Here is a 15,070-nt window from a genome sequence, read left to right as displayed (position 1 = left end):
TAAAGTACGTCTACAGCTTCAGCAACACAGTGACAAGGCCGCGCTACTCAAGCAGTGCACGGTTTTGACCTACACCTCAATTTACTTTTAGGAGCGACACAATGACTAGCAAACTGAACGTTTTTACTTCGCCTTCGGCTTTCCCTAACCCACAGCGCCTGCGCCTGTTCATGCATGAAAAGGGAATCGCTGATCAGTTCCAGGAGACTATTTACGACATGACGCCGGTTGGCGAACAGCGTGGATGGCGTCACTTGAAAATGAATGCTTGGGGTGAGACGCCGACTCTCGAGCTCGCTGACGGTAGCTATATCTCCGAAACTGCAGCTGTCGTCCGTTACCTGGACCAGTCCTACCCCGGCCGCAAGATCATGGGGGATACGCCGCTGGAACAGGGCTTGGACAACATGTGGGATAACCGCATCTGGGTTCACATTCTGTATCGAATCGTCACGGCTTTCCACGTTCTGCATACCGGTCTCGGCTTCAAACTCGAATTGACGAAGAACGAAGCTTGGGGCGAACACTGCCGTAAAGAAGCGTTGGTCCATGCTGCACTGGTCAACAAACATCTTTCAGACGGACGCCAATGGCTGCTGGGGGGCGACGAGCCTACTTTCGCCGACATCACGCTGGCAACCGCGATCGCGTTCTCGAAGTTCCCGGTGAATGCTACGCCGCTGGACGAACGTTTCGAGTTCCTGGACGCATACTGGCAGCGCTGGCAGCAGCGTCCAAGTTTCCAGGCTGCATATGCAGACCGTAGCAGCGGTATCCCTGAGCTCGAAAACAAGGCGTGATCTAACTTTAAAGTCGCGCTAAATCCAACCGTGGATTTAGCGCGATCGAAGAGGCCTACTTTGGGGCGGTATGAGTATTCAGGAATTTGCAGCGCTTCCCTGCGAACGAAAACGCTATGTTGGTAACGGTTTTTAGTGTTGCAAATGCGCGCAGTGCATGGAGGCGACACCCCATTTTGAAAGGAACGTTATCGGTAAGGGTCGCCGGTAGCGCGGCGCAGCCGCCCTGGTTTTATAGGTAACACCGATGCTCAGCCCTCGTCCTGCCAGACCATTCCCGCTAACAGCAATGAAACGTCAAGGTACGTGGCCGGAGTGGTCCTGGCGAAGCGCCTTTGGCGCTTACGCGCGTGTACTTCAACGTTAACGCCACATCTCTTAAAGCGACACATTTTTAATAGTTACAACATTCACTTTTAAAGCCACTTTGTTCCGGGCCTTTGGCCCGGGGCGGGGCAGCTTTTCAGGGGGGCGGAGGTGTTACATTGTTTATTTCAATGAAACATCTCTCCAACTCGTTTGGTTTTCATTCCGCAAAGGTCCGTGGGCGTCAGACTTCTTGATGCAGGCTCAGGCATAACGCGTTAAGGCTCCAGCAGATCAGGTGAACAAGCGCGTTCAATTCTCACGTCGGTTCGCTGTGACCCGCTGTGCGTTGTCCGCGACCATACTGGCGTGGCGGACAATTCATGACCCGTTTGAATGCCGTACTGAAGGATTTCTCGGACTCATACCCAACCGCGCGGCCAATCTCAGCAACTGAGTCGCGGGAATGCCTCAGCCTGTCTGCGGCGAGCGTCATTCTCCAGCGCGTCAGGTAGTCCATCGGCGAAAGGCCGACGAACTCCTTGAACCGAAGCGCAAAGGTTGTGCGTGACATGGCGGCTTGCCCGGCGAGCTTCTGCAGAGTCCATTTCGCGTCGGGTGCCTCATGCATGGCATTGATCACCGCACGCATGCGCTTGTCCGCCAGAGCGAACAGCCAGCCGACATCATCACTGTTCCTCGCAGTTTCCTAAATTAGCGCTTTGGAGTAACAATTAAGTACGCATAATCATAATTATGTTAAAAGAACCCACTCTCTCCCAAAAATTCCTCACTTCACTGTAGATGATTCTTTTTTACTAACTTTATATAATGGGACTTATATAAAGTTAGCCATCTACTGGGATGGCTGGTATTCTATCCAGTAGTTACAGATGCAAATGATTCTTCACCGTGGATCGCGTACAGATACCGCTACGTGAAATCTGCAAGGTAAATCCCCTGCATCTTTCTCAGAATCCACGTAGCGTTGTCAGTGACCGGGAGTTCGCTTTTTAAGCTATCTATGGGTAAATTAACACCAACGAACCAGATGCTGCCTGTTATCCAGGCCGAAGAAGATGTTCTGGACAGGCTTAAGGAGTTTGTACAAGATCGGGAAGCCTTTTCACCCAATACCTGGCGGCAACTGATGAGCGTAATGCGGATCTGCCACAGATGGTCGATAGATAATCGCCGCCCATTTTTGCCTATGCTTCCGGCCGACCTTCGCGATTACCTGAACTGGCTGCAAGAGAACGGCCGAGCCTCTTCAACAATTGCGACGCATGGCTCATTGATTTCGATGTTACACCGTAACGCCGGTCTTACACCGCCAAACGCTTCCCCTCTGGTTTTCCGGGCGGTGAAGAAGATAAATCGTGTTGCTGTCGTTACTGGCGAACGTACTGGCCAGGCCGTGCCCTTTCGTCTTGAGGATCTTCTTGGGCTTGATGCATTATGGTCTGGTCCTGCATCACTTCGCCAAAAACGTGATCTGGCTTTTCTGCATGTCGCTTACAGTACTTTGCTGCGTGTCAGTGAAATATCCCGTCTCCGCGTTCGCGATATCTCCAGGGCAACAGATGGCAGGATCATCCTTAACGTGAGCTATACCAAAACGATTGTTCAGACTGGCGGGCTGATCAAATCTCTCAGTTCGCAATCCTCGCACCGGTTGTCAGAATGGTTATCGTTGTCTGGTATTAGCACTGAACCTGATGCCTTCCTCTTTTGTCCGGTGCACCGTTCGGGGAGTGCAACTTTTTCAATCACCCGTCCGCTGAGCACGCCGGCGATGGAATCCATTTTTGCAAATGCCTGGCGTACGGTGGGTGCAGCAGAAACCCTCAGCCCAAATAAGGGGCGCTATAAACAGTGGACCGGTCACAGTGCGCGCGTAGGAGCTGCCCAGGATATGGCAGGCCGTGGTTATGCCGTAGCTCAGATTATGCAGGAAGGGACATGGAAAAAGCCTGAAACTTTAATGCGTTATATCCGTAACCTTCAGGCGCATGAGGGGGTTATGATTGATCTGATGGAAAAAAAACCATCAGGACAAAATTAATTAAATATGAATTCATAAAAAATAAGTATGAATTATGATTTTAATCTATCTGTTACTTCACTCAGAAACGTGCTGGGCCAGGATGGTGGTCAGGTTTAAACAGGGCGATTTTTCATGAGAAAGATGGGTCAATGGCCTGCTGACGTTACCATAATAGGGAGAGTGATGTGTAGTCAATGAGTGGGTAGCACGCCAAGAATCAATTAAATTGGGCCAAGATGTCATCCGGTCGAGTTAAAGACCTAATCAGTTAATGCCATTCAGGAAATCATTCAGCGTTCATTTTCTTTTTTATCTGGATGCTGCTTTTGGTTTGAAGGCTAACCAGACTGATTAGGCATTTTTTGCCTGAAAAAAATCAGGCAAAAAAACTGTTACTAAATGGGGTCATGCGCAACAGCGATCATTCCATGAATCGCGGTAGATAATATTCCCGTCAGTGTACTTCCAAGTAATCGCTTCATAACGTAACTCGAGCGTTTCCAGATGCGTACTGCTCATACCATTTGGAGCTAGGTACGGCGCAATCGTCGTGAGCTTGACGTTATCCAAGATGATATTGAAATACTCAGCCTCGATGCCAGATTCCAGGATGCGGTACATCTTGATTGTTGCCTTTTTCATTGTTCGACCTTCACACACAGCGCGATACAGGAGTGGTGTAGTCTGATCGAATTCTTTCACTATCGAGATAGGCCGATGAACGCGCGTTCCTGTGAGTTTTCCCCATTGTGGATCAACGGGAATAGTGACGCCGTGGGAGAATGATTTTAATTCGATAGAGCCTAAGCGCAGTGGCATCATGCAGCTACCGACAACGGGAGAGCCGTTTTCATCTTCAAGCCATAAGTGAGCGGGAGTGGACATTTAATTTCCTTATAAATTAATCATCATTTAACGTAGCGATAAAAAATAACTATTACGATCACGAAAAATAGAGGCACAGGCCATAAAGGGCCATCAGGGAGAAAACGCACTAGAACAACTGCAAATATAAGTGTTAGTACGGCGGGTCCGTACATCGAAAATAATGACTTGAAAAATCTCTTAAAAACCCTTCTGATAAAATTCATCATATTTTATCTAATCATCTTGATGATGATGTCTGTAATATCACCATCCGATCCCCACAGTGCTTTAAATGCGCCAGCCCGCTCAAACAATGGCTCTATCAGGAAGTACATCATTTCCAGTTCTTGAGCATATAGCGCAGAGTAGTACGCAGGGTAAGTAAAGCGAAGACGATCTGCACTATTTGCTGCTTTCTGGACTATACCATATATGCCAAGCCCACCAACAACCCCGCCCGCCCTGCGTCCTGCTAGTGCGCTGATTTCAAGATTTAGATTCATGCCGATGGTAACGGATGATGCAACAGCTAAAGAAAACCCGACATTTGTGAGTGAACTTGCAGCAATATGGACATTCACAGCCATAAGCCGCTGCTTGATGTGTTCTAATTGAGTAGTTGTTTTAAATTTAAATATTTCTCCGAAATATATTTTAAGCATGTCGTACGCAATATTGCCATTTTGGAGAAGATGGTAGACTCCTTTAGAAAATCGAATATCCTCAGTCTTTTGTTTCTGACAGACGTCCTGATATTCATCCGTGAAACAGGATGTGTAATACAATGCACGCTGTGCGCCTGCACCTATCGTTTCAATCTGATTTGATACCTCTTCTCTAACACCCGTTAATGCGTGATCGAGCTTTAACGCAAGAATCTTATTGGCCTGTAAATGGCTGATAATTTCATCATTACCGTACATAATCATTCCTTGCTGATGCCATTAAGTCCGTATGGATATTCAATTTACCATAACATGCGCTCACCGCCCCGCCCCAGACGCCCTCCGCGCGCTTTTCCCCTGAAGACACCCTTTCTTGCGGCTTATCCGACACAACGTCAGGCTGGTCTGTACGTTTCCAGTACTTTGATTGGCTCTTTCATACATGTAATCATCGATTCTGGCCGCTCAACCTTTGCTGTTAGCGCTGTTCTCAACAGATCCGCTATCACTATGTGTTTAGGTTCAATAGCCAGGTCATGTAACGTAAATACTAAATCTCCAACAATCCGGCACATTTGATCGTACAGTTGGTCCGTTTCCTCTGTACTTATAGCAACCTCATAATTGTTTGTATCGGTTGTATATTATCAAACATCCCTAATTAAATTGCGGTTAAGTTGTATTTGTGTGCGTTAGCACATGAAGCCGACAAATAGTGTCACATAGGATACCTCAGCTTATGGTCGCCGGTGACGCTGCGCAGCCCCCCGCCCTGCAAGACCATTCCCGCTTACAGCAATGAAACGTTTAATTACGCGGTCGGAGTGGTCCTGGCGAAGCCAGGGCGTATCTCCGCGTTAGCGGCAAAAGCGCTTACGAGCGTGTACTCTAAAACCAAAGGAAAACCTCTTAAAGCGACACAACCGCAGTAGTTACAACATTCATTTTAAAGCCACTCTGTTCCGGGCCTTTGGCCCGGGGGCGCGGCTTTTCAGGGCGGCCAGGTTCCACACGGGTGTTACCGCTGTGCACGGTCCGTTATTAAGGGCCAGCTCGGGAGCTTCAGATTTGCACGGAGTAGTAGAAGGAAATCATGTGAATGTTGTAACTAAATTCGGGTTGTTAAAAGCCTGCATTGCAGGCCTTTTTAAGAGAGGAAATTTACGCGGCGACCTTACTGCACATATCGGCACACTGCCGGCAGCGCTTCGCACAGTACTGACAGTGGTCATGCTGATGTTGCGAACATTCTTCAGCACAGGCGGTACAAATGTCCGCACACAGATAACATATCTGTTGCGCATAGCCGCTTTGGAGCGCCAGAAAATGCGCGGCAAGACGACAAATCGCGGCGCATTGCATGTCCAGCCGGATACAAGCTTTCATCATGCCAATGTCTTCTTCGTTAAGGCAGGATGTAGCACAGTGATCACATGCTTCAGCGCATTGATAACATTCATCGATAATCTCCTGATTATTGATCTTCATACAAGCCTCCTAATTAAATTTAACACCTTTCAAAGTCTGAATAATATTTCACGATAAGCAAGTTCAGAGTGTCATAATAACAATTTATTATAAGAGACTCCTGGTGAATAATCATTTAATACAAACAGAGGCTTGCTATACATTTAAATGTCAGGACAGCCATTGTTATCCTTTTTAATCACATTACACGCGATACCTGTGGCTATACTTTAAGTTCGATTAATTCGATTAATATGACGGGAGGTTGTTGTAATGACAGGCATCACTGATCAAGATAAAAGTAAATCCGGGCAAGATCATGAACGGGATAAGGATATTCATAAGCGGGAAAGGAATAAACCTCAACCAGATTATCAAAAAGATCATCCTGCAGATGCACCGGAGTCAGGCAATAAGAGGTTGTAATACAAAGATATATATCCTGCGATATGTAATGAAATGCGTTTCAGCAGGCAGCCATGTTCCACGGTTCTCACGATTGTCTGTTCTAAGCCCTGTTGATATAGCACTCCACGCCGGGGATAATTCCATGCTTTTATGATCCTGACGCAAATATATCAATAAGATAAGGTATCTTCGCTTAGCCCTCCCTTTTTCCTGATTTACAGATTTATCTGAAGAATATGTAAATCTGGCGTTATTAATTGAAGAAAAAAGCATGTTAGCTAAGCTCATATACATAACCTTACAAACCAGCAGGGCGGAAATTGCCTTTTTCATTAACCGGAACGCGGGGGTTTAATGAACCAACAAACATGCACGATTTTGTATAACGGCGAGCCTTTAACGGGGAGGATTAATCAACCGCTGATTGATTTTCTGCAAGAACAGGGGAAAAAACTGCCACATGTTTGTTATCACCCTGCGCTGCCACCGCTGGAAACCTGCGATGTGTGCTGGGTAGAAGCGGATGGTGAAAAAGTGCGCGGTTGCACGCTCACTACCTATGATGGTCTTGCAGTGAACAGTCAGAGCGACGCCATACGCGCAGCGCAGGAAGAAGGGATGGATCGCATACTTAACCGCCATGAGCTGTATTGTACGGTTTGCGAACACAACACCGGTGACTGCACCCTGCACAATACTGTCGCCGATATGCATATCCCGATTCAGTATTACCCTTTCGAGCGAAAACCCTACGGGAAAGACCATTCTAACCCTTTTTATACTTACGACCCGGATCAGTGCATTCTCTGTGGTCGTTGCGTTGAAGCCTGCCAGAACGTTGAGGTGAATGAAACGCTGACCATCGATTATACCGAAGCTCATCCGCGCGTACGCTGGGATGGCGGGACTCAAATCGCCGGTTCAAGCTGCGTCAGTTGTGGGCATTGTGTCACTGTGTGCCCGTGCAACGCACTGTTGGAAAAAACCATGCAACCGGATGCCGGTCCGTTTACCGCCATGCCTGAACCGGTTAAACGTCCGCTGATCGATTTCGTTAAAGCCCTGGAGAACAGTATTGGCGCGGAGCCGGTGACGGCTATTTCCCTGATCGATAATGCGCTGCGGCAGGCGGAAATCAAGCGGACGAAGACGGTATGTACGTATTGTGGCGTAGGATGCAGTTTCGAAATGTGGACGCGTGACCGCCATATACTGAAAGTGCAGCCTGTGGCGGAGGCGCCGGCAAACGGTATCTCGACCTGCGTAAAAGGAAAATTTGGCTGGGATTTTGTCAACAGCCCGGAACGGCTGACCACACCACTGATCCGCGAAAATGGACGCTTCCGCCCTGCCAGCTGGGACGAAGCGCTGGAGACCGTTGCCCGCCGGTTGCGTGAAATCGCACAACGTCATGGGGGAGACGCCATCGGTTTTATTGGTTCAAGCAAGGCCAGCAATGAAGAAGCTTACCTGACGCAAAAAATTGCCCGCCTGATTTTTGGCACCAATAATGTTGATAATTCCTCACGCTACTGCCAGAACCCGGCCACACAGGGGCTTTTCCGCACGGTCGGCTATGGTGGCGATGCGGGAACCATCAAAGATATGCAGCAGGCTGACCTGATTATCACGATCGGCAGTAATCTGGCGGAAAACCATCCGGTGATTGCCTCACATATCAAGCAGTCACATAAACACCGGTCGCAAAAACTGCTGGTGGTCGATCCCCGGCGGCATGAAATGGCCGACCGCGCAGATCTGTTCCTGCAAATCAAGCCGGGAACCGATCTGGTCTGGGCTTCGGCCATGTCACGTTACATGTTTGACCACGGTTATGCCGATGAAGAGTTCCTGAACCAGCGGGTCAATCAGGTCGCGGAATATTATGCCTCTCTTATGCCGTTCACGCTGGAATATGCCAGTGAGATCACGGGCCTGAGTGTCGAAACACTGGTATCAGCCGCGGAGATGATCGGCCAGGCGAAAAGCGTCTGTCTGCTGTGGGCGATGGGGATCACCCAGCACAGCCACGGAGCCGATACCAGCACGGCGCTGTCGAATTTACTGCTGGTGACCGGCAATTATGGCCGTCCGGGCACCGGCGGTTATCCGATGCGCGGCCACAACAATGTTCAGGGGGCCAGTGATTTCGGTTGCCTGAGTAATGTTTATCCCGGTTATGAAAAAGTCACCGACCCGGCGGTGCGTGAAAAGTGGGCGAAAGCCTGGGGCGTCGACCCTGCGGCACTCTCTGACAAGGCGGGCGCAGACAATTTTAAGATGGTACAACAGGCCGATAAAGGTGCGCTGAAGGCGATGTACATCATCGGAGAGGAGACCGCATTTTCCGATGCAGATTCGACGAATGTTCATGAGGCTTTCAGCAAACTGGAATTTATGGTGGTCCAGGACATTTTTATGAGCCGTACCGCAGAATTTGCAGATGTGGTGCTGCCTGGTTGCCCGTCTGTGGAAAAAGAAGGCACCTTCGTGAATACCGAACGGCGTATCCAGCGTTTTTATGAGGTAATGAAACCGCTGGGTGAAAGCCTCCCGGACTGGAAAATCCTGACGATGCTGGCCTCCAAACTTGGCCATCCCTGGTATTACCAGCATCCTGGCCAGATTATGCAGGAAGCGGCAAATATCGCCGGGATTTTTGCCGGTGTCAGTTATGAACGCCTGTCCGGATGGCAGTCTCAGCTTTGGCCGGTCAGTGCTGACGGTAAAAGTACGCCGCTGCTGTATACCGACAAATTCCAATTTCCCGATGGCAAAGCACGACTGTATCCGCTTGAGTGGCATCCGCCCATGGAGGAATCCGACAGCGAATACGATTTGCTGCTCGATAACGGCCGCATGCTTGAGCACTTCCAGTCAACTAATCAGACCGGCAAAGGAGGAAGAATCACTTCCCTTTCGCCAAACTGGTATGTGGAAGTGGGCCCTCAGCTGGCGGCAGAACGTCAGTTACAGGAAGGGGATTGGGTACGCCTGACTTCGCGCCGCGGCTCGCTGGAAGTGCCGGTGCTCATCACGGACCGTGTGGCCGGTAACGTGTTGTTTATTCCCATTCATCATGGAAAACCCGGCGTGAATGGCCTGACCGGAGAGCACCACGATCCGGACGTGAATACCCCGGCTTATAAGGAAATCGCGGTCACGATGACCAAACTGGAGCGGACTCCGCAACCTGATCCCCTGCCGCGAGAAAACTTCCGCTATGGTCAGCGCACCCCGATCAACCAGGTGCCAGCAGAAGATAAATGGCGTCAGGATGGTTATCGCCTGCCGCCTGAACATGTTGAACATCCGGAGAAATTCTAATGGCTGAACGACAGGAATATCAGGTGCCGCCTGCCAGCACCGAAACAACCGCACAGGAAATGCTGCATACCTTAACCGAGAGCCTGCATGAGCATGGGTTTTTACGTTTGCTGAACGATGTGGTACGGGCAAATACGGATATCGCGCGTATTCTGGTCGACGGGATGAATCAGCCCGGTAGCCAGAATGCCATGCAAAACCTGTCCCTGCTGTTTATCACGCTGAGCAAAATCCCGCCGGAGCATTTTAATCATCTGCTGCAGGCGCTCAAATCCGGCGTTATGGCGGTACGCCAGGATAATGAGCGTAACGAACCGAAACACGAAGAGACGGCGCCCGGGGTGCTCGGCATGATGAAACTGCTCAATGATGAGGATTTATGGCGTGGTCTGATGCCGATCGTTAACGGCCTGAAAGCCTTTGGGGAAGAGATACAGAAAGAAGAGCAGAAACCTGTGACCCGAAATACCGGTAAAGAAACGCATGAGTGAAACTGACTGGGTGCTGCTGCTGTCACGCGGACAATTTGCGCTCACTATGGCGATGCACATCACGCTGGCTGCACTGACCTTAGGACTGGCTCCGTTTCTGGTATGGTTCGAAGCCCGCTGGCTATGGGGTAAACAGGCAGCCTCGGGTACTGCCCTGCACTTCTGGCTGAAAATTTTTGCCATCACCGTTGCCGTTGGAGCCGTTTCCGGCGTAGTGATGGAATTTCAGTTCGGCACCAACTGGTCGGTATTTTCGCAAAAAGCAGGCGGCATTATCGGGCCACTGTTGTTTTATGAAGTGCTGATCGCCTTTTTTATGGAATCTGGGCTGACGGGCGTGATGCTATTCGGGATGGGGAAGATCCCGCCGAAGTGGCATTTTGTTATCACCTGTCTGGTCGCAGCCGGAGCATTGTTCAGCGCCTTCTGGATCCTTGCCGCTAATTCCTGGATGCAGACGCCGGCGGACTTTATGCGTGACGCAAACGGTAATTTCCATCCCACAAACTGGATGGCGTTTCTTTCAGCCCCCTCTTTCGCTTGGCGCTTTTTCCATATGGTGCTGGCCTCACTGATTGCTGTCGCATTTATGATTGCCGGTATTGGCGCATGGCGTCTGCTTCATCATCCCGCTGAAGCCACCTCAAGGATCATGGTGAAAGCAGCCATCTGGTTCGCGGTTGTTGCAACGCCGGTACAAATCGTGGTCGGTGATCAGCATGGGGAAAATACGCTTCACTATCAGCCTCAGAAAGTGGCCGCGATGGAAGGAAGCTGGCATCAGCCCGCCCCCGGAGAAGGTGAACCTCTGCGGCTGTTTGCCTGGCCGGATCAACAGGCGCAACGCAATCAGCTGGAAGTAGCGATACCGATGATCGGTTCTCTTTATCTTCGCCATAATCTGACCGGTCATATTAAGAGTTTGAGTGAATTTCCTGAGCATGAACGTCCTCCCGTCGCTGCGGTTTTTTTCTCGTTTCGTATCATGGTGGGATTGGGTTTACTGATGTTGATGACCAGTGCGGTAGCGGCGTACCGGCTTAAACGCGGCAGATTGTTTGATGCCAGACTATTGCTCTGGTGGCTGGTCTGGACGTCTCCGTCAGGTTTTATTGCCATGCTGGCCGGCCGGCTGGCTGGTCACCGAACTTGGCCGTCAGCCCTGGACAATTTTTGGCATGCTGCGCACCGCCGAGAGTGTATCCTCAATGCCACTCTCATGGGTCATCACCTCATGTTGCGGTGTAATAGTGATTTATGGTCTGGTCTTCGGTTTTGGTTTGCGGCACTTTCTGCGCTACGCCTCCGGTCCTTTACCTCAGGGATCGGATGTGGTGGTGACCGCGATACCGACCTCAACCTGAGGAGCTCGTGATGGAATGGTTAGCCGATCTCTCTGCGGCGATGCTGTTATTTTCATTGCTGATGTATCTGATGCTCGACGGTACGGATTTAGGTGCCGGGATGCTGCTTATTTTCTTTAACGATGAGAAACAAAAGCGGTCCATTGTAAAGTCAATGCTACCCATCTGGGATGCTAATGAGACATGGCTGGTGTTGCTGGCCGGCGGATTGTTTGCACTTTTTCCTGCCGCTTACGCCCGCCTTTTCAGTGCCCTGTATATCCCGGTATTTGTAATGTTGCTCAGTCTGATTTTACGCGCATTAGCGCTGGAATACCGGGATACGGTCTCAGGGAGGATTCGTGCCTGGCTTGATAAACTTCTGCCGGCGTCTTCTGCTCTTGCCGCATATTGTCAGGGGATCTGCGCAGGTTTAGTCGTCAGCGGTAATATTGCCGCTGGCGCGTATTCCTGGCTGGGCTTATATCCGATGCTCAGTGGTATAGGGTTGATTTGTGCGTATATGTTGCTGGGCTGCGGCTGGATACGCTGGCGCGTCGCTGAAAAGAAGGAAAAACGCACCCTCAGACTTACCCGTTATTTTTTACTGCTGAGTCTGGGTTTGTTTTTAATTATACAATGTATGAATCCTGCACCGTGGCAGCAGGTATGGCAACTGGCCTGGGGTAAGGGGTTGATCCTATTAATTGTCCTGTTATGGCTTTTTTCGCTTTTGGCATTACAGAAGCTTAGCCCGTTCAGACAACTGGCCGTTACTCTTATTTTACTGGCTGCCATCGTTATACAGACCGGGATAGGCATTTACCCTGAGCTTATTCCGGGGGAAATGAACTTACACAGGGTGGCGTCCGGCGGTATAACACAAGTGTTCCTTCTGACCGGTATTGCCTTTATTATTCCGATCACGCTTCTTTACCATAGCTGGGCCTTTTGGGTATTTCGCGGAAAAATAGAAAAGTAATAAAACAATAAGCTATCACCGTGCAGGCATGCTGCTTCAACTGCGTATGTGGTAATAATGCGCAGGTTTATAAAAGGGAGTGGTAATAACTTCTTTAGGTTAACCGGGCCTTTATAAATCAGTAAATTTTATATCACAGCATACGTAAAACTCACCGATCGGAAAAATCCTATAAATACTTATCCCGGCGCGAAGTATTTATTCCCTCTGACTATACTTATAACTTATTCATAGAACCCATTGGAGGCCATATGCTTAAGAATAGCGATCCTGATAATAGCCAGTGTGATCATAAAAGAGATAAAGACAATCCGCAGCCAGACTACAAAAAAGACGATCCTCATAATGCGCCGGAATCAGGTGATAAAAATATCTGACCCGGCCCCTGAAATGAGCCCCCTCCTGAGGGGGCTCATTTCACTCCTGTGCTTAAATATTTATTATTAATCAGTTATTTTTCATGATCACAGCACAGCCTGAGCATCTGCCAGTCGTTTTCCTCGTTGAATGTAAACTCTCCAGACTATGTATGATTCTCTCACAGCACCTGTATACGGCATGCAGCGAAAGGCGATCTTCGTATATTCAAATAAATCATTAATTATGTTTCATTGAGTAAAATAATCGCTTACCCACCTGCGAAAAATACCCATTTTTCAGAGAAAGCAAACCCCGGTATAACTCCCACTAATATCATGGAATTACCGGGTTACTCATATCAATATCTTATTCAGTCAACCTCCCGATTGGGACTTTTCTTAATAAAATCCAGCATTTCACCACGCAGTATCTGTTATATTTTACAAAACAACGAATTATGTCTGATATTAAAAGTAAAGATATTACTCTTGCTGTTTCACGCGGAGATGATTATTTAATTTTTAGCGACACCCGGCTTGACGCATTATTAATACACGCTATTATTAGAAGTGAGCACATGCTCTTCAGGAAATATCATCTTTATAATAAATCCCATTAAGGATGATGTTACAAGTAAATAACTTTTAAAATCCGATAGGAGGACATTATGGCCGAACATCGTGGTGGTTCAGGTAATTTTGCAGAAGATCCAGAAAGAGCATCTGAAGCCGGTAAAAAAGGCGGACAAAAAAGCGGGGGTAACTTCGCGAATGACCGTGAACGCGCAAGCGAAGCCGGTAAAAAAGGTGGACAGCATAGCCATGACAATGATTAGTTAGCTTAATCGTATGAATGTTATGTAGTTATGTATTAGCATTAAAGGCCCGTGGATAATTCTGCGGGCCTTACCTTTGGCTTCCACGTTGGTTAAGCTAAAGATGTCAGAACTGAATAACGCCTTTGATGAGCTGGCGGTTATTGATGATTTTTTCTTCGTAGATTTCGGCCAGCCCGCTAAATGGATAACGGTGCGTCAGCATCATGTCCGCCGTTAACACTCTGTCAGCCATCAGCCTGCCCACTTTTTCAAAATCCTCCCGGGTTGCGTTACGGCTGCCCATCATGGTGGTTTCTTTTTTATGGAACTCAGGATCTGAAATAGTCAGATCCCCTTTAAATAACCCGACAAAAACGATGCTACCGCCATGACGGATCAGATTGACTGCATTGTTCATGGCCTGCTGGTTGCCGGTGGCATCAATAAGCTTCTGCGCCAGAGAACCGCCAAATGCTCCACACAACTGAACGTCAAAGTTCTCTTCTGAGGGATCGATACTCAGTAATCCCAATTTTTCTTTTACATGCTGACGACGTTCCGGACTGGTATCAGCCACCACAACCCGGGCCCCGTCCGCTTTGGCGATGGCCGCCACCCCCAGGCCAATCGGACCTGCGCCCACGACCAGCACCTGATCGCCGGGGCTGATGGCGGCGCGGCGAACGGCATGAGCACTGATAGCAAAAGGTTCGGTCAGCGCTGCGGCTTCGGGGTCTATACCCTCCGCATCAAGCAAATTGCTGGCAGGTATGCTCAGATATTCACAGAACCCGCCATCCTGATGAACGCCGATCACTGATATCTTTTCACAACAGTTGGTATTCCCCGTGAGGCAAGCCGGGCATTGATGACAGGCGACATAGGGAATAACGGAAACCTGTTGTCCGGTATTAAATTGGTGAATATTTTTGCCCAGCCTGACTATCTCCCCGCATATTTCATGACCCAGTACTCGCGGATAGCTGAAAAAAGGCTGTTTCCCGCGCCACGCATGTATATCCGTTCCGCAAATACCCACGGTTTTAATTTTTAGCAGCACATCATTATCACCGGGAACCGGAATTGCGCATTGTTTCCAGATAAGTGATGTAGGTTCCTGGCATATCAGGGCATTCATTGTCGTCATGATTCATTTCTCCTGTTTTGTTAACCCAGGTATCAATGAAAAA

15 protein-coding genes and 1 pseudogene are annotated in these 15,070 nt (G+C 49.0%); 10 read left to right on the top strand and 6 right to left on the bottom strand.

The genetic code is table 11. The features are described from left to right. The first annotated feature begins 101 nt into the window (after positions 1-101). Positions 102-800 (top strand): glutathione S-transferase C-terminal domain-containing protein, encoded by a 699-nt coding sequence (locus ETV65_RS22945; protein WP_129955372.1) that lies wholly within the window; start codon positions 102-104, stop codon positions 798-800. 625 nt (positions 801-1,425) lie between these two features. On the opposite strand, the gene ETV65_RS22940 is transcribed toward ETV65_RS22945, so the two are convergent. Then, positions 1,426-1,737, bottom strand: coding sequence for a helix-turn-helix transcriptional regulator (locus ETV65_RS22940; protein ID WP_276320348.1), 312 nt, complete (start codon positions 1,735-1,737; stop codon positions 1,426-1,428). A gap of 393 nt (positions 1,738-2,130) precedes the next feature. On the opposite strand from ETV65_RS22940, the gene ETV65_RS22935 reads away from it, so the two are divergent. Continuing rightward, on the top strand, positions 2,131-3,171 hold the full coding sequence (locus ETV65_RS22935) for a tyrosine-type recombinase/integrase (RefSeq protein ID WP_129955369.1): 1,041 nt from the start codon (positions 2,131-2,133) through the stop codon (positions 3,169-3,171). A gap of 387 nt (positions 3,172-3,558) precedes the next feature. Here the strand turns inward: ETV65_RS22935 and tssD are convergent, their stop codons facing one another. The 4 genes from tssD to ETV65_RS25260 form a co-directional block, all read right to left on the bottom strand. Beyond that, positions 3,559-4,038: a type VI secretion system tube protein TssD gene (gene tssD / locus ETV65_RS22930; protein ID WP_129955367.1), complete on the bottom strand. Its 480-nt coding sequence runs from the start codon at positions 4,036-4,038 to the stop codon at positions 3,559-3,561. A gap of 212 nt (positions 4,039-4,250) precedes the next feature. Further along, entirely contained in the window at positions 4,251-4,943 is a 693-nt protein-coding gene (locus ETV65_RS22920; protein WP_129955364.1) for a hypothetical protein, read from the bottom strand. Positions 4,944-5,080: 137 nt separating this feature from the next. Continuing rightward, a complete protein-coding gene (locus ETV65_RS22915) occupies positions 5,081-5,296 on the bottom strand; it encodes a DUF2767 family protein (RefSeq protein ID WP_276320347.1) in 216 nt (71 codons plus the stop codon). A 550-nt stretch (positions 5,297-5,846) separates the two neighbouring features. Beyond that, positions 5,847-6,173: a four-helix bundle copper-binding protein gene (locus tag ETV65_RS25260; protein ID WP_129955360.1), complete on the bottom strand. Its 327-nt coding sequence runs from the start codon at positions 6,171-6,173 to the stop codon at positions 5,847-5,849. 252 nt (positions 6,174-6,425) lie between these two features. On the opposite strand from ETV65_RS25260, the gene ETV65_RS24965 reads away from it, so the two are divergent. The 8 genes and pseudogenes from ETV65_RS24965 to ETV65_RS22885 all read left to right on the top strand — a co-directional run bounded on the left by ETV65_RS24965 (position 6,426) and on the right by ETV65_RS22885 (position 13,898). Continuing rightward, positions 6,426-6,578, top strand: a complete 153-nt coding sequence (locus ETV65_RS24965) for a hypothetical protein (protein WP_165383771.1) — start codon at positions 6,426-6,428, stop codon at positions 6,576-6,578. Between the two features lie 336 nt (positions 6,579-6,914). After that, positions 6,915-9,887, top strand: coding sequence for a formate dehydrogenase subunit alpha (gene fdhF, locus ETV65_RS22905; RefSeq protein ID WP_129955358.1), 2,973 nt, complete (start codon positions 6,915-6,917; stop codon positions 9,885-9,887). Further along, positions 9,887-10,378 carry a DUF1641 domain-containing protein gene (locus tag ETV65_RS22900; protein WP_129955357.1) on the top strand — a complete coding sequence of 164 codons (492 nt, stop codon included), beginning with the start codon at positions 9,887-9,889 and terminating at the stop codon, positions 10,376-10,378. Before fdhF ends, ETV65_RS22900 begins: the two co-directional genes overlap by 1 nt. Beyond that, positions 10,371-11,447: pseudogene (locus ETV65_RS22895) on the top strand (cytochrome ubiquinol oxidase subunit I); the annotation flags it as partial. The gene ETV65_RS22900 and the pseudogene ETV65_RS22895, both read left to right, overlap by 8 nt. Further along, complete coding sequence (locus ETV65_RS25390) at positions 11,440-11,742, top strand: cytochrome ubiquinol oxidase subunit I (protein WP_346654676.1); 303 nt, start codon at positions 11,440-11,442, stop codon at positions 11,740-11,742. The pseudogene ETV65_RS22895 and the gene ETV65_RS25390, both read left to right, overlap by 8 nt. A 10-nt stretch (positions 11,743-11,752) precedes the next feature. Continuing rightward, complete coding sequence (locus ETV65_RS22890; protein WP_129955356.1) at positions 11,753-12,703, top strand: cytochrome d ubiquinol oxidase subunit II; 951 nt, start codon at positions 11,753-11,755, stop codon at positions 12,701-12,703. 251 nt (positions 12,704-12,954) lie between these two features. Beyond that, complete coding sequence (locus ETV65_RS25345) at positions 12,955-13,080, top strand: hypothetical protein (protein ID WP_255466777.1); 126 nt, start codon at positions 12,955-12,957, stop codon at positions 13,078-13,080. Positions 13,081-13,730: 650 nt separating this feature from the next. After that, positions 13,731-13,898: a general stress protein gene (locus ETV65_RS22885; RefSeq protein WP_129955354.1), complete on the top strand. Its 168-nt coding sequence runs from the start codon at positions 13,731-13,733 to the stop codon at positions 13,896-13,898. A gap of 106 nt (positions 13,899-14,004) precedes the next feature. On the opposite strand, the gene ETV65_RS22880 is transcribed toward ETV65_RS22885, so the two are convergent. Beyond that, entirely contained in the window at positions 14,005-15,027 is a 1,023-nt protein-coding gene (locus tag ETV65_RS22880) for a zinc-binding alcohol dehydrogenase family protein (RefSeq protein ID WP_129955353.1), read from the bottom strand. Positions 15,028-15,070: the final 43 nt, after the last annotated feature.

It is taken from the genome of Rahnella sp. RFA10(1/100) (assembly GCF_004195115.1).
Lineage (GTDB): Bacteria > Pseudomonadota > Gammaproteobacteria > Enterobacterales > Enterobacteriaceae > Rahnella > Rahnella perminowiae.
Note: the sequence above shows the minus strand (reverse complement) of the source record. Positions and strands in the feature narration are given on the sequence as shown.